General features: G+C 67.8%; 16 protein-coding genes. 7 read left to right on the forward strand and 9 right to left on the reverse strand.

Going from position 1 to position 16,994, the window contains the following annotated elements:
• Positions 1-61: 61 nt before the first annotated feature.
• Positions 62-589, reverse strand: a complete 528-nt coding sequence (locus tag ACQY8M_RS12165) for a hypothetical protein (RefSeq protein WP_428672245.1) — start codon at positions 587-589, stop codon at positions 62-64.
• Positions 541-1,020 (reverse strand): GFA family protein, encoded by a 480-nt coding sequence (locus ACQY8M_RS12170; RefSeq protein WP_428672247.1) that lies wholly within the window; start codon positions 1,018-1,020, stop codon positions 541-543. The genes ACQY8M_RS12165 and ACQY8M_RS12170 overlap by 49 nt, the downstream gene beginning before the upstream one ends.
• 55 nt (positions 1,021-1,075) lie before the next feature.
• On the opposite strand from ACQY8M_RS12170, the gene ACQY8M_RS12175 reads away from it, so the two are divergent.
• On the forward strand, positions 1,076-1,864 hold the full coding sequence (locus ACQY8M_RS12175) for an SDR family NAD(P)-dependent oxidoreductase (RefSeq protein ID WP_428672249.1): 789 nt from the start codon (positions 1,076-1,078) through the stop codon (positions 1,862-1,864).
• On the opposite strand, the gene ACQY8M_RS12180 is transcribed toward ACQY8M_RS12175, so the two are convergent.
• Together ACQY8M_RS12180 and ACQY8M_RS12185 are read right to left on the reverse strand one after the other, a co-directional pair.
• The gene (locus ACQY8M_RS12180; RefSeq protein WP_428672251.1) at positions 1,845-2,720 is read right to left on the reverse strand and encodes a DMT family transporter; all 876 of its coding nucleotides are present in this window, start codon (positions 2,718-2,720) and stop codon (positions 1,845-1,847) included. The two genes, ACQY8M_RS12175 and ACQY8M_RS12180, sit on opposite strands and share 20 nt — an antisense overlap.
• A complete protein-coding gene (locus ACQY8M_RS12185) occupies positions 2,717-3,790 on the reverse strand; it encodes an LLM class flavin-dependent oxidoreductase (protein ID WP_428672253.1) in 1,074 nt (357 codons plus the stop codon). The genes ACQY8M_RS12180 and ACQY8M_RS12185 overlap by 4 nt, the downstream gene beginning before the upstream one ends.
• Positions 3,791-3,842: 52 nt before the next feature.
• On the opposite strand from ACQY8M_RS12185, the gene ACQY8M_RS12190 reads away from it, so the two are divergent.
• The 3 genes from ACQY8M_RS12190 to ACQY8M_RS12200 all read left to right on the forward strand — a co-directional run bounded on the left by ACQY8M_RS12190 (position 3,843) and on the right by ACQY8M_RS12200 (position 11,805).
• On the forward strand, positions 3,843-5,534 hold the full coding sequence (locus tag ACQY8M_RS12190; protein ID WP_428672255.1) for an N-acyl-D-amino-acid deacylase family protein: 1,692 nt from the start codon (positions 3,843-3,845) through the stop codon (positions 5,532-5,534).
• A gap of 145 nt (positions 5,535-5,679) precedes the next feature.
• Positions 5,680-9,999 (forward strand): DEAD/DEAH box helicase, encoded by a 4,320-nt coding sequence (locus ACQY8M_RS12195; RefSeq protein ID WP_428672257.1) that lies wholly within the window; start codon positions 5,680-5,682, stop codon positions 9,997-9,999.
• Between the two features lie 231 nt (positions 10,000-10,230).
• Complete coding sequence (locus ACQY8M_RS12200) at positions 10,231-11,805, forward strand: DEAD/DEAH box helicase (RefSeq protein ID WP_428672259.1); 1,575 nt, start codon at positions 10,231-10,233, stop codon at positions 11,803-11,805.
• Here the strand turns inward: ACQY8M_RS12200 and ACQY8M_RS12205 are convergent.
• On the reverse strand, positions 11,802-12,731 hold the full coding sequence (locus ACQY8M_RS12205) for a 3-hydroxyacyl-CoA dehydrogenase family protein (protein WP_428672261.1): 930 nt from the start codon (positions 12,729-12,731) through the stop codon (positions 11,802-11,804). The genes ACQY8M_RS12200 and ACQY8M_RS12205 overlap by 4 nt on opposite strands.
• A gap of 78 nt (positions 12,732-12,809) precedes the next feature.
• Between ACQY8M_RS12205 and ACQY8M_RS12210 the strand changes: the two genes are divergently transcribed.
• Both ACQY8M_RS12210 and ACQY8M_RS12215 read left to right on the forward strand, forming a co-directional pair.
• Positions 12,810-13,583 (forward strand): enoyl-CoA hydratase/isomerase family protein, encoded by a 774-nt coding sequence (locus tag ACQY8M_RS12210; protein WP_428672263.1) that lies wholly within the window; start codon positions 12,810-12,812, stop codon positions 13,581-13,583.
• Positions 13,584-14,387, forward strand: a complete 804-nt coding sequence (locus ACQY8M_RS12215; RefSeq protein WP_428672265.1) for an SDR family NAD(P)-dependent oxidoreductase — start codon at positions 13,584-13,586, stop codon at positions 14,385-14,387.
• 136 nt (positions 14,388-14,523) lie between these two features.
• On the opposite strand, the gene ACQY8M_RS12220 is transcribed toward ACQY8M_RS12215, so the two are convergent.
• From ACQY8M_RS12220 to msrB (ACQY8M_RS12230), 3 genes are read right to left on the reverse strand one after another with little or no spacing between them, the layout of a single operon-like run.
• Positions 14,524-14,769, reverse strand: a complete 246-nt coding sequence (locus ACQY8M_RS12220) for a type II toxin-antitoxin system Phd/YefM family antitoxin (protein WP_428672267.1) — start codon at positions 14,767-14,769, stop codon at positions 14,524-14,526.
• A 13-nt stretch (positions 14,770-14,782) separates the two neighbouring features.
• The gene (msrB, locus tag ACQY8M_RS12225; protein WP_428672269.1) at positions 14,783-15,190 is read right to left on the reverse strand and encodes a peptide-methionine (R)-S-oxide reductase MsrB; all 408 of its coding nucleotides are present in this window, start codon (positions 15,188-15,190) and stop codon (positions 14,783-14,785) included.
• An 11-nt stretch (positions 15,191-15,201) separates the two neighbouring features.
• Positions 15,202-15,696, reverse strand: a complete 495-nt coding sequence (gene msrB / locus ACQY8M_RS12230) for a peptide-methionine (R)-S-oxide reductase MsrB (RefSeq protein ID WP_428672271.1) — start codon at positions 15,694-15,696, stop codon at positions 15,202-15,204.
• Between the two features lie 119 nt (positions 15,697-15,815).
• Between msrB (ACQY8M_RS12230) and ACQY8M_RS12235 the strand changes: the two genes are divergently transcribed.
• Positions 15,816-16,514: a hypothetical protein gene (locus tag ACQY8M_RS12235; protein WP_428672273.1), complete on the forward strand. Its 699-nt coding sequence runs from the start codon at positions 15,816-15,818 to the stop codon at positions 16,512-16,514.
• Here the strand turns inward: ACQY8M_RS12235 and ACQY8M_RS12240 are convergent.
• Positions 16,511-16,993, reverse strand: coding sequence for a CinA family protein (locus tag ACQY8M_RS12240; RefSeq protein WP_428672275.1), 483 nt, complete (start codon positions 16,991-16,993; stop codon positions 16,511-16,513). The genes ACQY8M_RS12235 and ACQY8M_RS12240 overlap by 4 nt on opposite strands.
• Position 16,994: the final 1 nt, after the last annotated feature.

A 16,994-nucleotide genomic window follows, 5' to 3' on the forward strand; every position in this document is an offset into this window, starting at 1 on the left:
GGAGAGCCGCGCTCCCAGCCGTTCGACACCAGCAGAAAAGGTCACACGCTCTCAGGAGACGTCATTTTCCCTTCATCCGGCGCCAGGCGGCGAAGGCTTGCTTGGCACGATCACCACTCGGGATGTGGAGGCCGTAGACGCCGCCGCCCTGGGCGACCTGGTCGGCGGTAAACTCCTCGAAGGCGATCGCTTCGGCGGCTTCTTCGGCAACCGTTTCGACGAGCGCCGCAGGGATCACGACGAGGCTCTCGCGATCTCGAAGGATCGCGTCGCCTGCTTCGACGGGAATATCGCGCAGGTCGCTTCGGCGCACGATGCCCGCGATGCCTCGCTGCCGGAGACGCTCGACCATGCGATCGGCTGCTTCGCCGACCAGGACGCTGCCCTCGCGACAGGATTCGATGGTGATGCTCGCGGAACCTGCAAAGGGATCGCAGGCTGGAAGTCTCTCGACGACGCGATCCGCAATCCCATGTTGTGCGAGGGCGGCAACGATGCGCTTGCTGCCGACGCGCAGGAGCTTGTCGCGCGTTTCGGGTGTCATTTCCCCCGGAGGGCTGCGAAGCGTTCCTGGCTTTCCGTCGGCCACATCTCCTTCGGCTTGTAGTACTCGGGCACCGCCGGCGTGCCGGCCGGCAGCGCGACCCAGGGCTGCTTGGACATTGTGAAGATGTGGATGTCGGGCGGCATCGCGTCGGGATCGTCGAGCGTGCCGACCCGCACGAAGCGCACCTTGTCGCCCGCGCCGCCGTAGTTGCTCCACACCGCGACCTTGCAGGTCGGGCAGCGCCAGATCTTCTGGCCCTTGCCGCTTGCCGAGGGCGTGTTCACGAGCTCGGGCGTGCCGGCCGTCAGCTCGACCCGGTCGGCCTCGATCATGGCGTTGAGCGCGAAGGCCGTGCCTGTCTCACGCTGGCACCAGCGGCAGTGACAGCAATGCACGTACATCGGCTTGGATGTGACGCGGTAACGGATCTGGCGGCAGGTGCAGCCGCCCTCGAAGGTATCGTTGCTGGCCATGGCGCAAAGCCATAGCATTTGGCGCTCTGGACGAAAATGGCGGGAGGAAAAAGGAATGACGGATCGTCTCAAGGGCAAGGTCGCGGTGGTCACGGGAGCCGCGCCGCGCGGCGAGGGCGTGGGCAACGGCATGGCGACCGCAATCCTGTTCGCGCGCGAGGGCGCCAAGGTGGTGCTGGTCAACCGCAGCGCGGAGCGGGCGGAGAAGCTCGCCGCGCAGATCAAGGACGAGGGCGGCGAGGCCTCGGTCTTCGCCGCCGATGTCGCTGATCTCGATGCCTGCGAGGCGATGGCCGCGTTCACGATGAAGACCTACGGCCGGCTCGACATCCTGCACAACAATGTCGGCATCGGCGCGCCAGGCACGCCCGAGACGGTGACTCTCGACGACTGGAACAAGGTGATCGCGGCAAACCTCACCACGACGATGCTGTGCACCAAGGCCTGCCTGCCGCGCATGAAGGCGGGCGGCGGCGGCTCGGTGATCATGGTGTCGTCGATCGCGGGCGCGGTCGGCCTGATGGGCAGCGCGGGCGCGGTCGCCTATTCGACCGCCAAGGCGGGCCTGCACGGCTTCACCCGGTCGGTCGCGGCCGACTACGCGACGCAGAACATCCGCGCCAACTGCATCGTCGTCGGCTCGGTCCATACGCCGATGGTGGCGCACATGGGCACCGAGGCGCGCGAGCGGCGGCGCAAGATGGTGCCGATGCAGACCGAGGGCACGGCCTGGGACATCGCCTATGGCGCTGTATATCTCGCATCGGACGAATCGCGCTGGGTGACCGGCATCACTCTGCCGATCGAGGGCGGGTTGGTGAACCTCAGGGCGTGGCCGCGATAACCCTGCGGCGGTCGTGGTGCCAGGTGTAGAGGCCGCTCGCCACCACGACCGCGCCGCCCAGGATCGTCCATCCGTCGGGCACGTCGCCGAAGGCCAGCCACCCCGTCAGCGTCGCCCACACCAGCAGCGTATAGCTGTAGGGTTGCACGGAACCCGCTTCGGCGTAGTCGAGCGCCTTGATCAGCGCATAGTGGGCGACGGTGCCGATCGCGGCGACGGTGGCCATCAGCGCCCAGGCCGCGGGCGTCGGCCATTTCCAGTCGAGCGGGCCGACGAAGCTCGACGCGACGAACGCCACGATCGCCGACCAGATGAGCGCCGTGTCGGGCGGATCGCTGCGCGAGGCAAGACGCGTCAGGATCTGGTAGCCGGCCCATAGCACCGCGCCGGCCAGCGGCAGCACCAGCGGCCAGTCGAAGGCGCGGAAGCCGGGCCGTACGATCAGCAGCACGCCCAGGAAGCCCGCCGCGACGGCGAGCCAGCGCGCGAGGCCGGCGCGCTCACCGAGGAACAGGACGCCAAGCGCGATGACGATCAGCGGCGATGTCGCGGCGACCGCATGCGTGTCGGCGAGCGGCAGGTAGCGGAAGGCGAGCACGAACATCGCGCCCTCGATGACGGCGACGAGCGAGCGGAAGATCTGCAACCCCGGCCGCCGGCTGCGCAGCGCCGCGCGCAAGCCACGGCGGCGCACGACGAACCAGGCGAACAGGCAGAGCAGCCCGTAGCGGACCCACATGAGTTGGCCGACGGCGTACTCGGCCACCAGCGACTTGCTGATCGCATCCATGACGGCGAAGCACAGCATCGCCAGCATGGTGAGCAGGGCGCCGAGCGCGTTGTTGCTGAGGGTCACTCCGCCGCGACCGCTCTCCGCGCCGGCGGACGGAACGCCGGGATCACGCGCTCCGCGAATAGCTTCAGGCTCTGCATCGTCTTCTCGCGGCCATAGTAGGGCGGGTAGTGCAGCAGCAGCGAGGTCATGCCGGTGCGCGCCTGCATCTCGCGCAGGCGCGCGATCACCGTCTCGGCCGAGCCGTGCAGAAGCGTCGTGGCGAGCAGGTCATCGTAGTTGAGCGCCGTGCCCTTCTCCGACACCGAGCCGAGATAGCCGCTGGTGCCCGTGCCGCCGAAATGCGCGATATGCCGGACGACCGCTTCTTCGGTATCGGCCCGCGCTTGTGCATCGCTGTCGGCGATATAGACCCAGCGCGCGATGTCGATGTTGCCGGCCGCCGGGTTCTGCCGCCGCTCGGCGCTCGCCGCGCCAAGCTCGCGCTTGTAGAGCGCGGTCTGCGCCGCGAGCGTCTCGACTCCGGGCAGTGTCGAGAGCATGAGCCCGAAGCCGTTGCGCCCGCTGTAGCCGATCGAGCGGTCGGTGCCGCCCGCCATGTAGAGCGGCGGATGCGGCATCTGCACGGGATGCGGCAGCATCTCGTACTGGTCCTTCACCGTGCCCGCGAAATACCTGCCCTTGTGATCCCAGCGGTGGCGATGCCAGGCGTCGAACATCAGGCCGATCGCCTCCTCGACCATGTCGCGGCGGTTCTCGAAGTCCTTGCCCAACCCCTCGAACTCGTACGGCCGGTAGCCGGAGCCGACACCGAGCCGCACGCGGCCGTTCGACAATATGTCGACGAACGAGGTGTTCTCGACCACGCGGATCGGATCGTAGAGCGGCAGGGTGATGACAGCCGCGCCGATGTTGATGCGGCTGGTCTTGGCCGCGAGATAGGCCATGTAGGCGAAGCAGTCCGGCATGATGCCGTAGCTCGTCGCGAAATGATGCTCGGCAATCCACGCCGTGTCGAAGCCCAGCCGCTCGGCCTCCAGAACCTCTTCCGTCGTGCGGGCATGAACATCGCGGTGCGGATATGGCTCCTCTTTCGGATTCGGATGGGACGTGAAAAGGACGCCGAATTCCATGTTTCCTCGCTTTTGGTTGAGTTATCCTATGCGGCACACCGGAGGACCGCCAATGGCATTCGACCTGCTCGTCAAGAACGGCATGATCGTCGATGGTTCGGGGCTACCGCGCTACCGCGGCGACATCGGCGTGAAGGACGGCAAGATCGCGGAGATCGGCCGCATCGGCGGCAGCGCGAAGGAGACGCTCGACGCCGAGGGCCACGTGGTGTCGCCCGGCTTCGTCGACGGCCACACCCACATGGATGCGCAGATATTCTGGGATCCGATCGGCACCAGCTCCTGCTACCAGGGCGTCACCAGCGTGGTGATGGGCAATTGTGGCTTCACCCTTGCGCCGTGTCGCGAGGCCGAGGCCGACATGGTGTTCCGCAACCTCGAACGCGCCGAGGACATCAGCCGCGCCGCGATGCTGGCCGGCATCAAGTGGCGCTGGGAAAGCTTCCCCGAATTCCTCGACGTGCTGGAGTCGCTGCCCAAGGGCATCAATTACGCGGGCTACATGGGGCACTGCGCGTTGCGCACCTATGTGATGGGCCAGCGCGCCTTCACCGACGAGGCGAGCGAGGACGAGCTCGCGAAGATGGTGCATCTGGTGAAGGAGGCGGTGGACGCCGGCGCGCACGGCTTCTCGACCACCCGCTCGGTCAATCACCAGACGTCCGACGACAAGCCGGTCGCGAGCCGCCTCGCCAGCTGGCACGAGTTCGAGACGCTCGTGAAGGCGATGGGCGCGGGCATGGTCGAGGTCGCGGGAGAGCCGCGCGGCGCCGACAGCGAGAAGGCGCGCGCCTACTATGACGGCCTGTCCAAGCTCGCGATCGAGTCGGGCCGCCCGATCACCTTCGGCCTGTTCAACCGCCGCACGCGGCCGGGCGGCTGGCGCTCGACCTTCGACATCATCGAGCGCACCGCTGCAGCCGGCGGACGCATGTTCGCCCAGGTGCACAGCCGCGCGCTGAGCGTGCTGCTCTCGTTCGAGACCCATCTGCCGTTCGACAAGTGGGACGTGTGGAAGGAGATGCGCGCCAAGCCTCTCGCCGAGCAGAAGAAGATGCTGCTCGATCCAGAGATGCGCCGCCGCCTCGTCGAGGTCGCATCGAAGCCCTACGAGGGCCCGGAGGTGCGCGGTACCGAGGCCCGGCCGCCCGAGTGGGACTACATCTACGCGATGACCGACATGAAGGGCCCGCACAAGACGATGGCGGAGCTGGCACGCCAGAAGAACACCCATCCGGTCGATCTGATGATCGACATGGCGCTCGAAAGAGACATGAAGTTCTTCATGATGCAGCCGATCGCCAACGAGAACCAGACCGAAGCGCTCGAGCTGATGAAGCATCCGCGCTCGGTCGTGACGTTCTCGGACTCCGGTGCGCATGTCTCGCAGATCATGGACTCCTCCCTGCAGACGCATCTGCTGAGCCATTGGGTGCGGGAGAAGCAGGCCTTCACTCTGGAGGAAGCGGTCAAGCTGATCACGTGCGACACCGCCACCCAGTTTGGCTTCCACGACCGCGGCCTGCTGCGCGAAGGCATGGCGGCCGACATCGTGGTGTTCGATCCCGACACCGTCGGCCCGCGCATGCCCGAGGTCGTCACCGATCTTCCCGCACAGGCCAAGCGCCTGCGCCAGAAGGCCGATGGCATGCGGGCCACGATCGTCAACGGCCAGATCCTGCTGCGCGACAACGAGCCGACCGGCAATTTGCCAGGCCAGCTTCTGCGCAAGCGGCGCGGTTAGAACGTCTTCTTCCCTCGGATTCTTCCGGACCGCGAGCCTCCGGCTCGCTCATGAATCCGAGCGAGCCGGAGGCTCGCGGTCCGGAAGAGCATGACGCGTTGCATCCGGCCTTTCGGGCACCATATTCCAGGGCGATCTCACGCCCATGGATTTCCGCTCCCTGTTTCACCCGGCCGTCGCCGACTGGTTCGAAAGCCGCTTTGCCCGGGCAACCGCGGCGCAGGTGGATGCCTGGCCGCTGATCAAGGCGGGACGACATACGCTCATTGCGGCGCCGACCGGCTCGGGCAAGACTTTCGCCGCCTTCATGGCGGCGATCGACGACTTGGTGCGCCAAGGCGTCTCCGGCGATCTCAAGGACGAGACGCAGGTCGTCTATGTCTCGCCGCTGAAGGCCCTCTCCAACGACATCCAACGCAACCTGGAAGCGCCGTTGGCCGGCATCCGCGAGGAGCTGCGCCGGCGCGGATTGCCGGATGTCGAGATCCGGACATGGGTCCGCACCGGCGACACGCCCGCCGGCGAGCGCCAGCGCATGGGGCGCCGGCCGCCGCATATCGTCGTCACGACACCCGAATCGCTCTACATCCTTCTCGGCTCGGAATCCGGCCGCAAGATGCTGGCCACGACCCGCAGCGTCATCGTCGATGAGATCCACGCCGTCGCACCGAACAAGCGCGGCAGCCATCTCGCTTTGTCGCTGGAGCGGTTGAACGCGCTCGGCGATGGCCGGCTGCTGCGCATCGGCCTGTCGGCAACGCAGAACCCCATCGAGGAGGTCGCGCGCTTCCTGGTCGGCGCCAAGGGCGGCGACTGCGCCATCGTCGATTCGGGCCACCGACGCGCGCGCGATCTCGCGATCGAGGTTCCCGAGTCGCCGCTCGGCGGGGTGATGTCGCACGAGGTCTGGGATGAGGTTTATCGCCGGCTGGCAGCCCTGGTCGGGCAGCACCGCACGACGCTGATCTTCGTCAACACGCGGCGCCTGTCCGAGCGGGTGACCCGCCGGCTGTCCGAGCTGGTGGGGGAGGCCGACGTCGCCGCGCATCACGGCAGCCTGGCCAAGGAGCAGCGCCTCGATGCGGAGCAGCGGCTGAAGCACGGCAAGCTGAAGGCGCTGGTTGCTACCGCCTCGCTCGAGCTCGGCATCGACATCGGCGACGTCGACCTGGTCTGCCAGCTCAGTTCGCCGCGGTCGATTGCCGCCTTCCTGCAGAGGGTCGGCCGTTCGGGCCACGCGGTCGACGGTACGCCGAAGGGTCGGCTGTTCCCGCTGTCGCGCGACGACCTGGTCGAATGCACGGCGCTGCTCGACTCGGTCCAGCGCGGCGAGCTCGACCGGCTGGAGATTCCCGAGCAGCCGATGGACGTGCTGGCGCAGCAGATCGTCGCCGAGGTCGCGGCCCGGGAGTGGAGCGAGGACGATCTCTTCGCGCTGATGCGGCGGGCCTCGCCTTATCGCAATCTCCCGCGCGAGGCGTTCGATTCGATCGTCGCGATGCTGGCCGACGGCTTCAACACGCGGCGCGGCCGGCGCGGCGCGCTGATCCACCACGACGCCGTCAACCATCAGCTGCGCGGCCGTCGCGGCGCACGGCTGACGGCGCTCACCGCCGGCGGGACCATTCCCGACAATGCCGACTATCGGGTGCTGCTCGAGCCCGAGAACAACGTCATCGGCAGCGTGAACGAGGATTTCGCGGTCGAGAGCCTGGCGGGCGACGTCTTCCAGCTCGGCAACCGCAGCTACAAGATCCAGAGGGTCGAGCGCGGCACGGTGCGGGTCGAGGATGCCCAGGGCCAGCCGCCGAACATTCCGTTCTGGCTGGGCGAGGCGCCCGGCCGCAGCGACGCGCTCTCGGCCTCTGTGTCGCGCCTGCGTGCCGATATGGAGCGGCGCCTGCGCTTCGATCCGTCCGGCGAGAGCGCGCTGCACTGGCTGACGGAAGAACTCGCGCTCGGCCGTTCCGCGGCCGAGCAGCTGGTCGACTACCTGCGCGCGGGCTTCGGCGCGCTGGGCTGCCTGCCGACGCGCGAGACGATCGTGCTCGAACGCTTCTTCGACGAGGCGGGCGGCATGCAGCTGGTGATGCACTCGCCCTATGGCAGCCGGCTCAACCGGGCGTGGGGGCTGGCCCTACGCAAGCGCTTTTGCGCCACGTTCAATTTCGAGATCCAGGCGGCGGCGACCGAGGACAACATCGTCATCTCGCTCACCGAAGCACACAGCTTCGCGCTGGCCGACGTGCCGCGCTATCTCAACTCCAACACCGCTCGTGGCGTGTTGACCCAGGCGGTGCTCGACTCGCCGATGTTCACCACGCGCTGGCGCTGGGTGAGCGGCGTGTCGCTTGCCCTCCCGCGCTTCCGCGGCGGCCACAAGGTGCCGCCGCAGCTCATGCGCATGGCGGCGGAAGACCTCGTCGGCTCCGTGTTCCCCGACCAGATTGCCTGCGCCGAGAACCTGCCCGGCGACCGGGAAATCCCCGATCATCCGCTGGTGCGGCAGGCGCTCGACGACTGCCTGAACGAGGCGATGGATATCGAGGGCCTCGAGACGCTGCTCCGCGGAATCGAGTCCGGCGCCATCGATGTCGTCACCCGTGAGCTGACGCAGCCGTCGCCGCTGGCGATCGAGGTCCTGTCAGCACGTCCCTATGCCTACCTCGACGACGCGCCGCTCGAGGAACGTCGCACCCAGGCGGTGATGGCGCGCCGCTGGCTTGCTCCGGAGGAAGCCTCCGATCTCGGGCGCCTCGACCCGGAGGCGATCGCGCGGGTGAAGGCCGAGGTGTGGCCCGATGCCGCCAACGCCGACGAGCTGCACGATGCGCTGGTATGGCTGGGCTTCCTGACCGACGCCGAGGTCCAGACCAACGCCGGCTGGAGCGATTGGTTGGCCGATCTTGCCGGCCAGAAGCGCGCGGCGCGGATCGAGTGCGCCAGCGTGACATTGTGGATTGCGGCGGAGCGATTGTCGCTCTTCCGCGCGCTGTGGCCCGATTGCGCGACGGAGCCGGCCATTGCTGCGCCGGCGGGCTACGACAAGACGCTATCGAGCGACGACGCTCTCCTCGAGCTCCTGCGCGGACGTCTCGAAGGGCTGGGACCGGTGACCGCGGCAGCGCTCGCGGCGCCGCTTGGTCTCGAGATCGCGACCGGTCTCGCGACCCTGGAAGCCGAAGGCTTCGCCATGCGCGGCCGCTTCTCGGCCGGGGCAACCGGCGAAGAGTGGTGCGAGCGCCGCCTGCTGGCGCGCATCCATCGCTACACGATCAAGCGGCTGCGCGCGGAGATCGAGCCGGTCGCCGCGCGCGACTTCCTGCGTTTCCTGTTCCAGTGGCAGCACGTCGCGCCCGGCGCACGCATGGAGGGTGCAAAGGCGCTCGACGCGGTCATCGAGCAGCTCGAAGGCTTCGGCGCGCCCGCCGCTGCGTGGGAAAGCGAGATATTGCCGGCGAGACTCGCGGGATATTCGCCGGGCTGGCTGGATGCGCGATGCCTCGCCGGACAGGCGACGTGGACGCGCCTGCGATCGCGCGGTGGCGGCAGCGACGGCGCGCGGCGGACGGGACCGGTGCGCACGACGCCCATTACCCTGTCGCCGCGCCGCCATGTGGCGCTGTGGCGCTCGCTTTTGCCCGCAAATGAGGGGCAAACCAGCCGCAAAGCGCGCGCAATAGTGGACTTCATGACCGCAAATGGTGCGTCTTTCTTCGACGAGATGCTGCAGAATTGCGGTCTTTTGCGGTCACAGCTCGAGGAATCGCTGGCTGAGCTCGTGGCACTCGGGCTCGTCACCTCCGACAGCTTCGCCGGCCTGCGGGCGCTGCTGGTGCCTGCCGCCGAGCGGCGGCCCAGCAGGCGTCGCCGTCGCGTCGAGCACGGGATGGAAGAGACCGGCCGCTGGTCGCTGGTGCGATCCGCCGCTGCGCCCGACGCCGCCGCGATCGAGCACGTGGCGCGCGCGCTGCTGCGCCGGTACGGCGTCGTCTTCTGGCGGATGCTGGAGCGCGAATCGCCCTGGCTGCCGCCGTGGCGCGAGCTGCTGCGCGTCTATCGGCGGCTTGAGAGTCGCGGCGAGATCCGCGGCGGACGTTTCGTGGCCGGCTTCACCGGCGAGCAGTTCGCGTTGCCGGAGGCGATCGGCACGCTGCGCGAGGTGCGGCGGCGTCCGGCGAGCAGGGAATGGACCGTGGTCTCGGGCGCCGACCCGCTCAATCTCGCCGGCGTCCTGACTCCGGGCGCGCGCCTGCCGGCGCTGGCCGGCAATCGTCTGCTGTTCGAGGACGGCGTTCCGGCCGCGATGCTGAGCGCCGGTGAGGTCCGGCTGTTCGGCGAGGTCGATCCGGCGACCGATTGGCTGACGCGGAAGGCGCTTCTTGGAACGATGAGGCCCGAGTCCATCGAGCGGCAGCCAGCCGAAGAGCCTGCGGTGCAAGAAGTGACGGGCGCGCCGAAATAGGCTGCCTTATTCTCATCGCTTGACTTCGCTGCGGCGCACCATCATATACGCCGCAGCCCGCGCGCTTGCGGGTCGATCAGGTTTCTCGCGATTGCGCGACGCGCCCCATTTCTTTGTGACGGCGCTTCATCCCGAGACAATCTCCCAGAAGAAAGAGCCGCCTCCGCCGCGCCGGAGAGTGAGCCAAAAGCCGCTCGAACCATTTGAGCGGCCGTAAGGACTATTTTCCCAGTGAGTAATGTTTCGTTTGCGGATCTCGGCCTGTCCGAGCCGTTGCTGCGTGCCCTCGACACTGCCGGTTACACCGTGCCCACGCCGATCCAGGCGCGCACCATTCCGGCGCTTCTCCAGGGCCGTGACGTTCTCGGCATCGCCCAGACCGGCACCGGCAAGACGGCGGCCTTCGCGCTGCCCGTGCTGCAGCACCTCTCGGCCACCAAGGAGCGCGCCCAGCCCAAGAGCCCTCGCGCGCTCGTCCTCGCGCCGACCCGTGAGCTCGCCGTCCAGATCGCGCGCAGCTTCGACACCTACGGACGCGGCCTCGGCCTTCGCCTCTGCACCGTCGTCGGTGGCCTGGGCTATGGTCGTCAGATCGAGACCCTGGCACGCGGCGTCGATATCCTCGTCGCCACGCCCGGCCGCCTCCTCGATCTCGTCGAGCGCGGGAACGTGAAGCTCGGCAGCGTGACCTTCTTCATCCTCGACGAAGCCGATCGCATGTTCGACATGGGCTTCGTGAAGGACGTGCGCCGCATTGCGGCGTCGGTCTCCCGCCAGCGCCAGACGCTGCTGTTCTCGGCCACCATGCCGAACGACATCGCCAAGCTCGCCAACGAGATCCTGAAGAATCCCGAGAAGGTCGAGATCGCCCCGCAGGGCCGCGCGATCGAGAAGATCGACCAGGGTGTCTACTTCGTGAACTCGGCGACCAAGCGCGCCCTGCTCAGCCATCTGCTGAGCGACGCCGCGCTGGAGCGCGTCATCGTCTTCACCCGCACCAAGCGCGGCGCCAATCGCGTCGCCGAAGCGCTGGAGGACCGCGGCGTGTCGTCCGAGGCGATCCACGGCAACAAGAGCCAGAACGCGCGCCAGAAGGCGCTCGACAACTTCAGCCGCGGCAAGGCCCGCGTGCTGGTCGCCACCGATCTCGCCTCGCGCGGCATCGACGTGACCGGCGTGACGCATGTCATCAACTACGAGCTGCCGGCCGATGCCGAGAGCTACGTCCATCGCATCGGCCGCACGGCGCGCGCCGGCGCCTCGGGCATCGCGCTGTCGTTCTGCGATTCGAGCGAGCGCGGTCAGCTCAAGAGCATCGAGCGGCTGACCAACCAGCGCATTGCGGTGATCCCCACGCCGGCCAACGAGGACATGCCGGCCGCTCCGCCGCAGCGTCCGCGCGAAGAGCGCGAGGCGCGCGACAACGAGCGTCCGAACAACCATACGCGTGGTGGCTATGGCGGTCCCGGCGGCGGTCGTGGCCGTCCCGGTGGCGGTGGTGGCGGTGGCCGCAATCATCGCCCGTTCGGCGATCGGTCCGGCGGCGCGCCGTCGGCACCGGCCGAGCACCAGTGGCAGCGCGGCGACTATCGCGACCAGCCACAAGGCGATCGTCCGCAAGGCGACCGTCCCCAGGGCGGTCCTTCCGCGGGCGACAGCTACGGCGCGCGCCCGAAGGTCAATCGTCCCTACACGCCGCGCCCGCAGGGCGACCGCCCGTTCGGCGGACCGCCGCGCGGCAACGGCGGCCGTCGGTTTGGTGGTGGCGGCGGCGGTGGCGGCCGCGGTCGCGGCCGGGCCGCCTAAACGATCCCTTCTTCCTTGAAGATCTCGAGACACTTGCGAAGAGCGCGCTCATATCGGGCGCGCTCTTTTGCGATGGACTCGTCGTTCCATTCGAAGAAGCCGTGCTTGGTCTTGAAGCCGATGCGGCCCTCGTCGACGTTCTTCTGCAGGATCGGCGGCGGGCCGTCTGCATTGGTGAGGTCGGGCCAGATGATCTTGGCGACCGCGCAGGTCGTGTCCCAGCCCGAATGCTCCTTCTGCACGATCGGGCCGGCCGCGGCGTAGCGGAAGCCGAAGCTGAGGCGCACCGTCGCGTCGACGTCCTCCGGGGAGGCAACGCCCTGCTCGATCAACCAGAGCGCCTCGCGCATCAAAGCGCCCTGGATGCGGTTGCCGAGGAAGCCGATCACGTCCTTGCGGACTTGCACCGGCCGCTTGCCGAGATCCCTCATGATCGCGCCGACCCGCTCGGCCTCCACCGGATCGGTGTGGATGGAGCTCACCACTTCCACGAGCGGGATGAGATGCGCCGGCATGAAGAAGTGCAGGCCCATCATGCGGCCCTGAGTCTTCAGGCCCTTGCCGATCTCGCTGATCGGGAAGCTCGAGGAATTCGACGTGAGCGCGGTAGCCGGCAGAGCGAGCGCTTCCATCTCGGCGAACAGTCTCTGCTTCAGAGGCAGATCCTCGGTCACCGTTTCGACCGCGACGTCGATTTTCGACCAGTCGGCTTCGGGTAGGGTGGCAAAGGTCTTCAGCCCGGCGGTATCGGTCGGCTTGCCCATGCCGGCCAATGCCTTCGCCGTCGCCGCGGCCAGACTGTCTCGCGTCGAGGCGGAGCGGGAGACGACATCGACCGTCCAGCCGCCACCGATGAACATGGCGATGATCCCTACGCCCATGGTGCCGCCCCCGATGACCAGGGCGTGGCGTTCGCGTTGCGGCATTAATTATCCTCCCAACTCGACGGACGGCCCCGGCGCGGGGCAATATCGCCGCTCACTTATAACCCGCAGGGGAAGCACATGAGCGGCACATACAAGGATATCGGCGTCTCGAGCGAAGGTCATGTCGGCGTCGTCGAGATCCAGCGGCCGCCGCACAATTTCTTCGACAACTCGTTGATCAACCAGATCGCCGATGCATTCGAGGCGTTCGACAAGGACAACGAGATTCGCGCCTATGTGCTGTGCGCGCAGGGCAAGTCGTTCTGCGCCGGTGCCGATTTCGCCAACCGGCCGCAGACCGGCGCTGCCGAGTCGGGCAAGCACCTCTACAAGGAAGCGACCCGCCTGTTCCGCTCAAAGAAGCCCAGCATCGGCGCCATCCAGGGCCCGGCGATCGGCGGCGGCCTCGGCCTCGCCTTGATGCCGGACTTCCGCGTCGCCGCGCCGGAAGCGCGCTTCGCCGCCAACTTCACGCGGCTCGGCTTCCATCCCGGCTTCTCGCTCACCTTCACGCTGCCGCGGCTGATTGGCCAGCAGAAGGCGAATCTGATGTTCTATACCGGCCGCCGTATCGGCGGTGAGCAGGCGGTCGAGTGGGGCCTGGCCGACGTGCTGGCGCCGCTCGCCGACGTGCGCAAGGAGGCGATGAAGCTTGCCGCCGAGATCGCCGAATCCGCACCGCTCGCGATCATGTCGACGCGCGAGACCGTGCGCCGCGGCTTCGCCGATGGCGCCGAGATCGCCACCGAGCGCGAGCTGACCGAGCAGGATTGGACCCGCAAGACCGAGGACTTCAAGGAAGGCATCAAGTCCTACGCCGAGAAGCGCCCCGGCAACTGGAAGGGCCGTTAGGTGGCCCTGCTCGCCGGCAAGGGTGCCGTTGTAACCGGGGGCGCCTCCGGCATCGGCGAGGCCTGCTCCGAGACGCTGGCGCGCGAGGGTGCCGGAGTCCTGATCACGGACATCGACCCGTTGCGCGGCAAGGATGTCGTCGCGCGCATCACCAGGGCCGGGGGCAAGGCGCACTACCTCGACCACGACGTGCGTGACGAAGCCGCTTGGCCGGGCGTGATCGCCGAGGCCGAGAAGCGTTTCGGCCGGCTCGATATCATGGTCGCCAACGCCGGCATCGGCATCATGGCGCCGATTGCGACGATGACGCTCGCCGACTGGCAGAAACAGCAGGCGATCAACCTCGATGGCGTGTTCCTGTCGATCAAGCACGCCATCCCGGCGCTGAAGAAGCAGGGCGGCGGCTCGATCGTGCTGATGTCCTCGGTCGCGGGCCTGCGCGGTGCGCCGGGCCTCGCGGCCTATTCGGCGACCAAGGGCGGCGTGCGGCTGCTGGCCAAGTCGGTGGCGCTCGAGCATGCCGAGGATAACATCCGCTGCAACTCGGTGCATCCCGGCATCATCGCCACGCCGATCTGGGAGAAGATCCCGACCGGCGCCCAGGGCAATCGCAGCAATGCGCCGATCGATCCGCGCGAGCGCGCCGCAGCCTCTGTGCCGCTGCCGCGGGTCGGCGAGGCGCAGGACATCGCCAACGGCGTGCTGTTCCTGTGCACGGATGCGGCGAACTACATGACCGGCCAGGAGCTGGTGATTGACGGCGGCATGACGGCCGGCGGACGACCGACGCGGCAGACAACGTAGTCGTCAGATCGTATTCCGGACCGCGAGCGTCTCGCTCGCTCATGATCATGAGCGAGCGAGACGCTCGCGGTCCGGAAGAGTATGAACACTACTCGGCGTGATCCGCTTCCCCCGAGCCTGTGAGATCAATATGTCCTCACGATCCCGGGTCAAACAGGGCGGCGATTTCTTCCTCTCCCATTCGATCGAAGTCGTCCGGCACCTTGATGCGCCCCATCATGAAGCCCAGGCGGCGCACCTTGCGAGGCGAAGGCGCGTCGACGGGCACGACTTTGACCAGCGGTTTGCCGGCTTTCGTGATCACGAAAGGCTCCCCTTTGGCGGCCTGAGCCACCAGTCTGGAGAGGTTGACCTTCGCTTCGCGGATGTCGACTGATTTCACGGCCTCAAACCGATTAGGAATCCCGGTCCGGTTTGAAGTTCATCGCCACGCCGTTGATGCAATAGCGCTGGTGGGTCGGCGGCGGGCCGTCGTCGAAGACATGTCCCAGATGGCTGCCGCAGGTTGCGCAATGGACCTCGGTGCGCTCCATCCCCAAGCTCTCGTCGACCGAGGTTTCGACGCTGCCCGCGACCGGTTTGTCGAAGCTCGGCCAGCCGGTGCCGCTCTCGAACTTCCGCCCGGTTTCGAACAATGTCTTGCCGCAGCCGGCGCAGGTGAACTTGCCCGGCCGCTTTTCGACGAGCAGGGCGCAGCTTCCGGGCATCTCGGTCCCGTGCTCGCGCATGATGTAATACTGCTCGGGGGTCAGGAGCTTCCGCCATTCGGTGTCGCTGCGCGTGACGGGATAAGCCTTGTCCATCGATCGGGTCCTCAGGTGGCGCGGGGTGTGAAGGTCATGGCAACACCGTTCATGCAGTAACGCAAGCCGGTCGGTGGCGGCCCGTCGTTGAAGACATGGCCGAGATGGCCGCCGCACCGGCGGCAGTGCACCGCGTCGCGGCTCATGCCGAGCGAGTTGTCAGCTTCCGTGGCCACGGCGTTATCGAGCGGTTTCCAGAAGCTCGGCCAGCCGGTGCGGCTGTCGAACTTGGTCTCGGATGAAAACAGCGCGAGCTTGCACCCGGCGCAGGCGAAGGTGCCGGCGCGCTTCTCCTTGTCGAGCGGGCTGGAATAGGGCCATTCCGTGCCCGACTGCCGCAGCACTTTGTATTGCTGGGGCGTCAGCATGGCCCGCCATTCCGCGTCGGTGTGCATGACCTCGAAATGCGCGTCGGCCGCGCGCGGCGCCGGCATGCCGAAGCGCAGCGCGGCGAGGGCCACCGCACCGCCCGCACCGGCGATTAGCAAGTGCCGTCGTCTCAGCATGGTTGCTCTCCTCGATCGCTCCCGAGATGGGCTCGCTATGGTAAAATTGGAATAACGGATGCCGGTAACCTTCTCGTGCGCTGCTTGACGTTCTGCCGATCAGCGTCGATATGCGATGAATGCACGGGCTCCGCATCGTGACGGCAGTGGCCGCTCTGGCTTTGGCGGGCATCCCGGCGTTTGCCCAAGGCGTCGCGCCCGGCGGGCCGATCGGCGGATCGACCGGCATCGGCAGCGGGCTGGGCGGCGTCGGCGGCACTGGGCCGAGCTGGCCCAACGGCACCAACCAGGCGCCGCAACCGCCGGTATATTCGGTCCCGCCCGGCGGCTATCCGAGCCCTGCGCCGCCGTCGACCTACATGCCGTCGCCATCGGTCGCTGCCCCGTCGACCGGCGGCGGTTCATCCTATCGACAGCCGAACGAGCCCTATCCGACGAGCAGTGTCAGGCCGCCGGCGACCATCCCGCTGGTGCTGCCCGAGAAGCCGAACGGCAGCGTGGTTTTCGTCAAAGGCTGCTGGCGTACCGACAACTTCGCCTATGCCCAGCATCGCGGCACCATCACCTGGTGCTTCGACGACAAGGGCGGCGGCCGCTATCTCTACACGCGCACCGACCAGCCGAATGTCTTCTTCTGCCGCGCCCTGGCGCAGGCGTCGTGGAACGCCGGCGCGCTGGAGCTACGGGGCGTAAAGCTCGCCTGCGACGACGGCTCGGCCAATGCGCCGGCCGAGCTCACCTGCCGCGACGGCGTCGAAGGCGCACTGTGCACCAGCGCCGGGCAGAGCTGGACCGTGCGGCTCTTCCGGGTTCGCTAGGAAAGCTGCTCGTCCAGCAGCTTGAGCGCTTCGGCGGCGAAGGCACGCATGTTGGCCACCCTGGCGTTCGAGCCGGTGCGCAGCGTTCGCGCGATCTTGCCCTTCGGACCGACGACGGCGACGCAAGTATGGCCGGCGGGGTCGCCGTAGGAATTGCCGGTCGGCCCCGACGCGCCGGTTTCGGCGAGGCCCCAGGTCGTGCCGAGCCGCTCGCGGACGAGCTCGGCGGCAAGCGTCGCCCACGGCTCGGAGGAGGAGCGGATGCCGGCGCGCTTCGACGGCGTGGCGGCGAGGAAGGTCTCGCCAGCGGGCCGCGTATAGACGACGGCGCCGCCTATGAAATAGGCCGAGGCGCCGGGCACCGCGAGCAGCACGGCGGAGATCAGGCCGCCGGACGAAGATTCGGACACGCCGACCGTCTCCTTGCGCGCCTTCAGTTTCTCGCCGACCTTTTGGGCGAGGGGCAGAAGCGAATCCATG

This window comes from Reyranella sp. (assembly GCF_965279465.1).
Taxonomy (GTDB): Bacteria; Pseudomonadota; Alphaproteobacteria; order Reyranellales; family Reyranellaceae; genus Reyranella.

Bases quoted from the DNA above. Each gene is read 5' to 3' on its own strand.
- ACQY8M_RS12170 (WP_428672247.1), bottom strand. From the start codon at position 1,020: ATGGCCAGCAACGATACCTTCGAGGGCGGCTGCACCTGCCGCCAGATC.
- ACQY8M_RS12175 (WP_428672249.1), top strand. From the start codon at position 1,076: ATGACGGATCGTCTCAAGGGCAAGGTCGCGGTGGTCACGGGAGCCGCG.
- ACQY8M_RS12185 (WP_428672253.1), bottom strand. From the start codon at position 3,790: ATGGAATTCGGCGTCCTTTTCACGTCCCATCCGAATCCGAAAGAGGAG.
- ACQY8M_RS12190 (WP_428672255.1), top strand. From the start codon at position 3,843: ATGGCATTCGACCTGCTCGTCAAGAACGGCATGATCGTCGATGGTTCG.
- ACQY8M_RS12195 (WP_428672257.1), top strand. From the start codon at position 5,680: ATGGATTTCCGCTCCCTGTTTCACCCGGCCGTCGCCGACTGGTTCGAA.
- ACQY8M_RS12205 (WP_428672261.1), bottom strand. From the start codon at position 12,731: ATGCCGCAACGCGAACGCCACGCCCTGGTCATCGGGGGCGGCACCATG.
- ACQY8M_RS12210 (WP_428672263.1), top strand. From the start codon at position 12,810: ATGAGCGGCACATACAAGGATATCGGCGTCTCGAGCGAAGGTCATGTC.
- msrB (WP_428672269.1), bottom strand. From the start codon at position 15,190: ATGGACAAGGCTTATCCCGTCACGCGCAGCGACACCGAATGGCGGAAG.
- msrB (WP_428672271.1), bottom strand. From the start codon at position 15,696: ATGCTGAGACGACGGCACTTGCTAATCGCCGGTGCGGGCGGTGCGGTG.
- ACQY8M_RS12235 (WP_428672273.1), top strand. From the start codon at position 15,816: ATGCACGGGCTCCGCATCGTGACGGCAGTGGCCGCTCTGGCTTTGGCG.
- ACQY8M_RS12240 (WP_428672275.1), bottom strand. From the start codon at position 16,993: ATGGATTCGCTTCTGCCCCTCGCCCAAAAGGTCGGCGAGAAACTGAAG.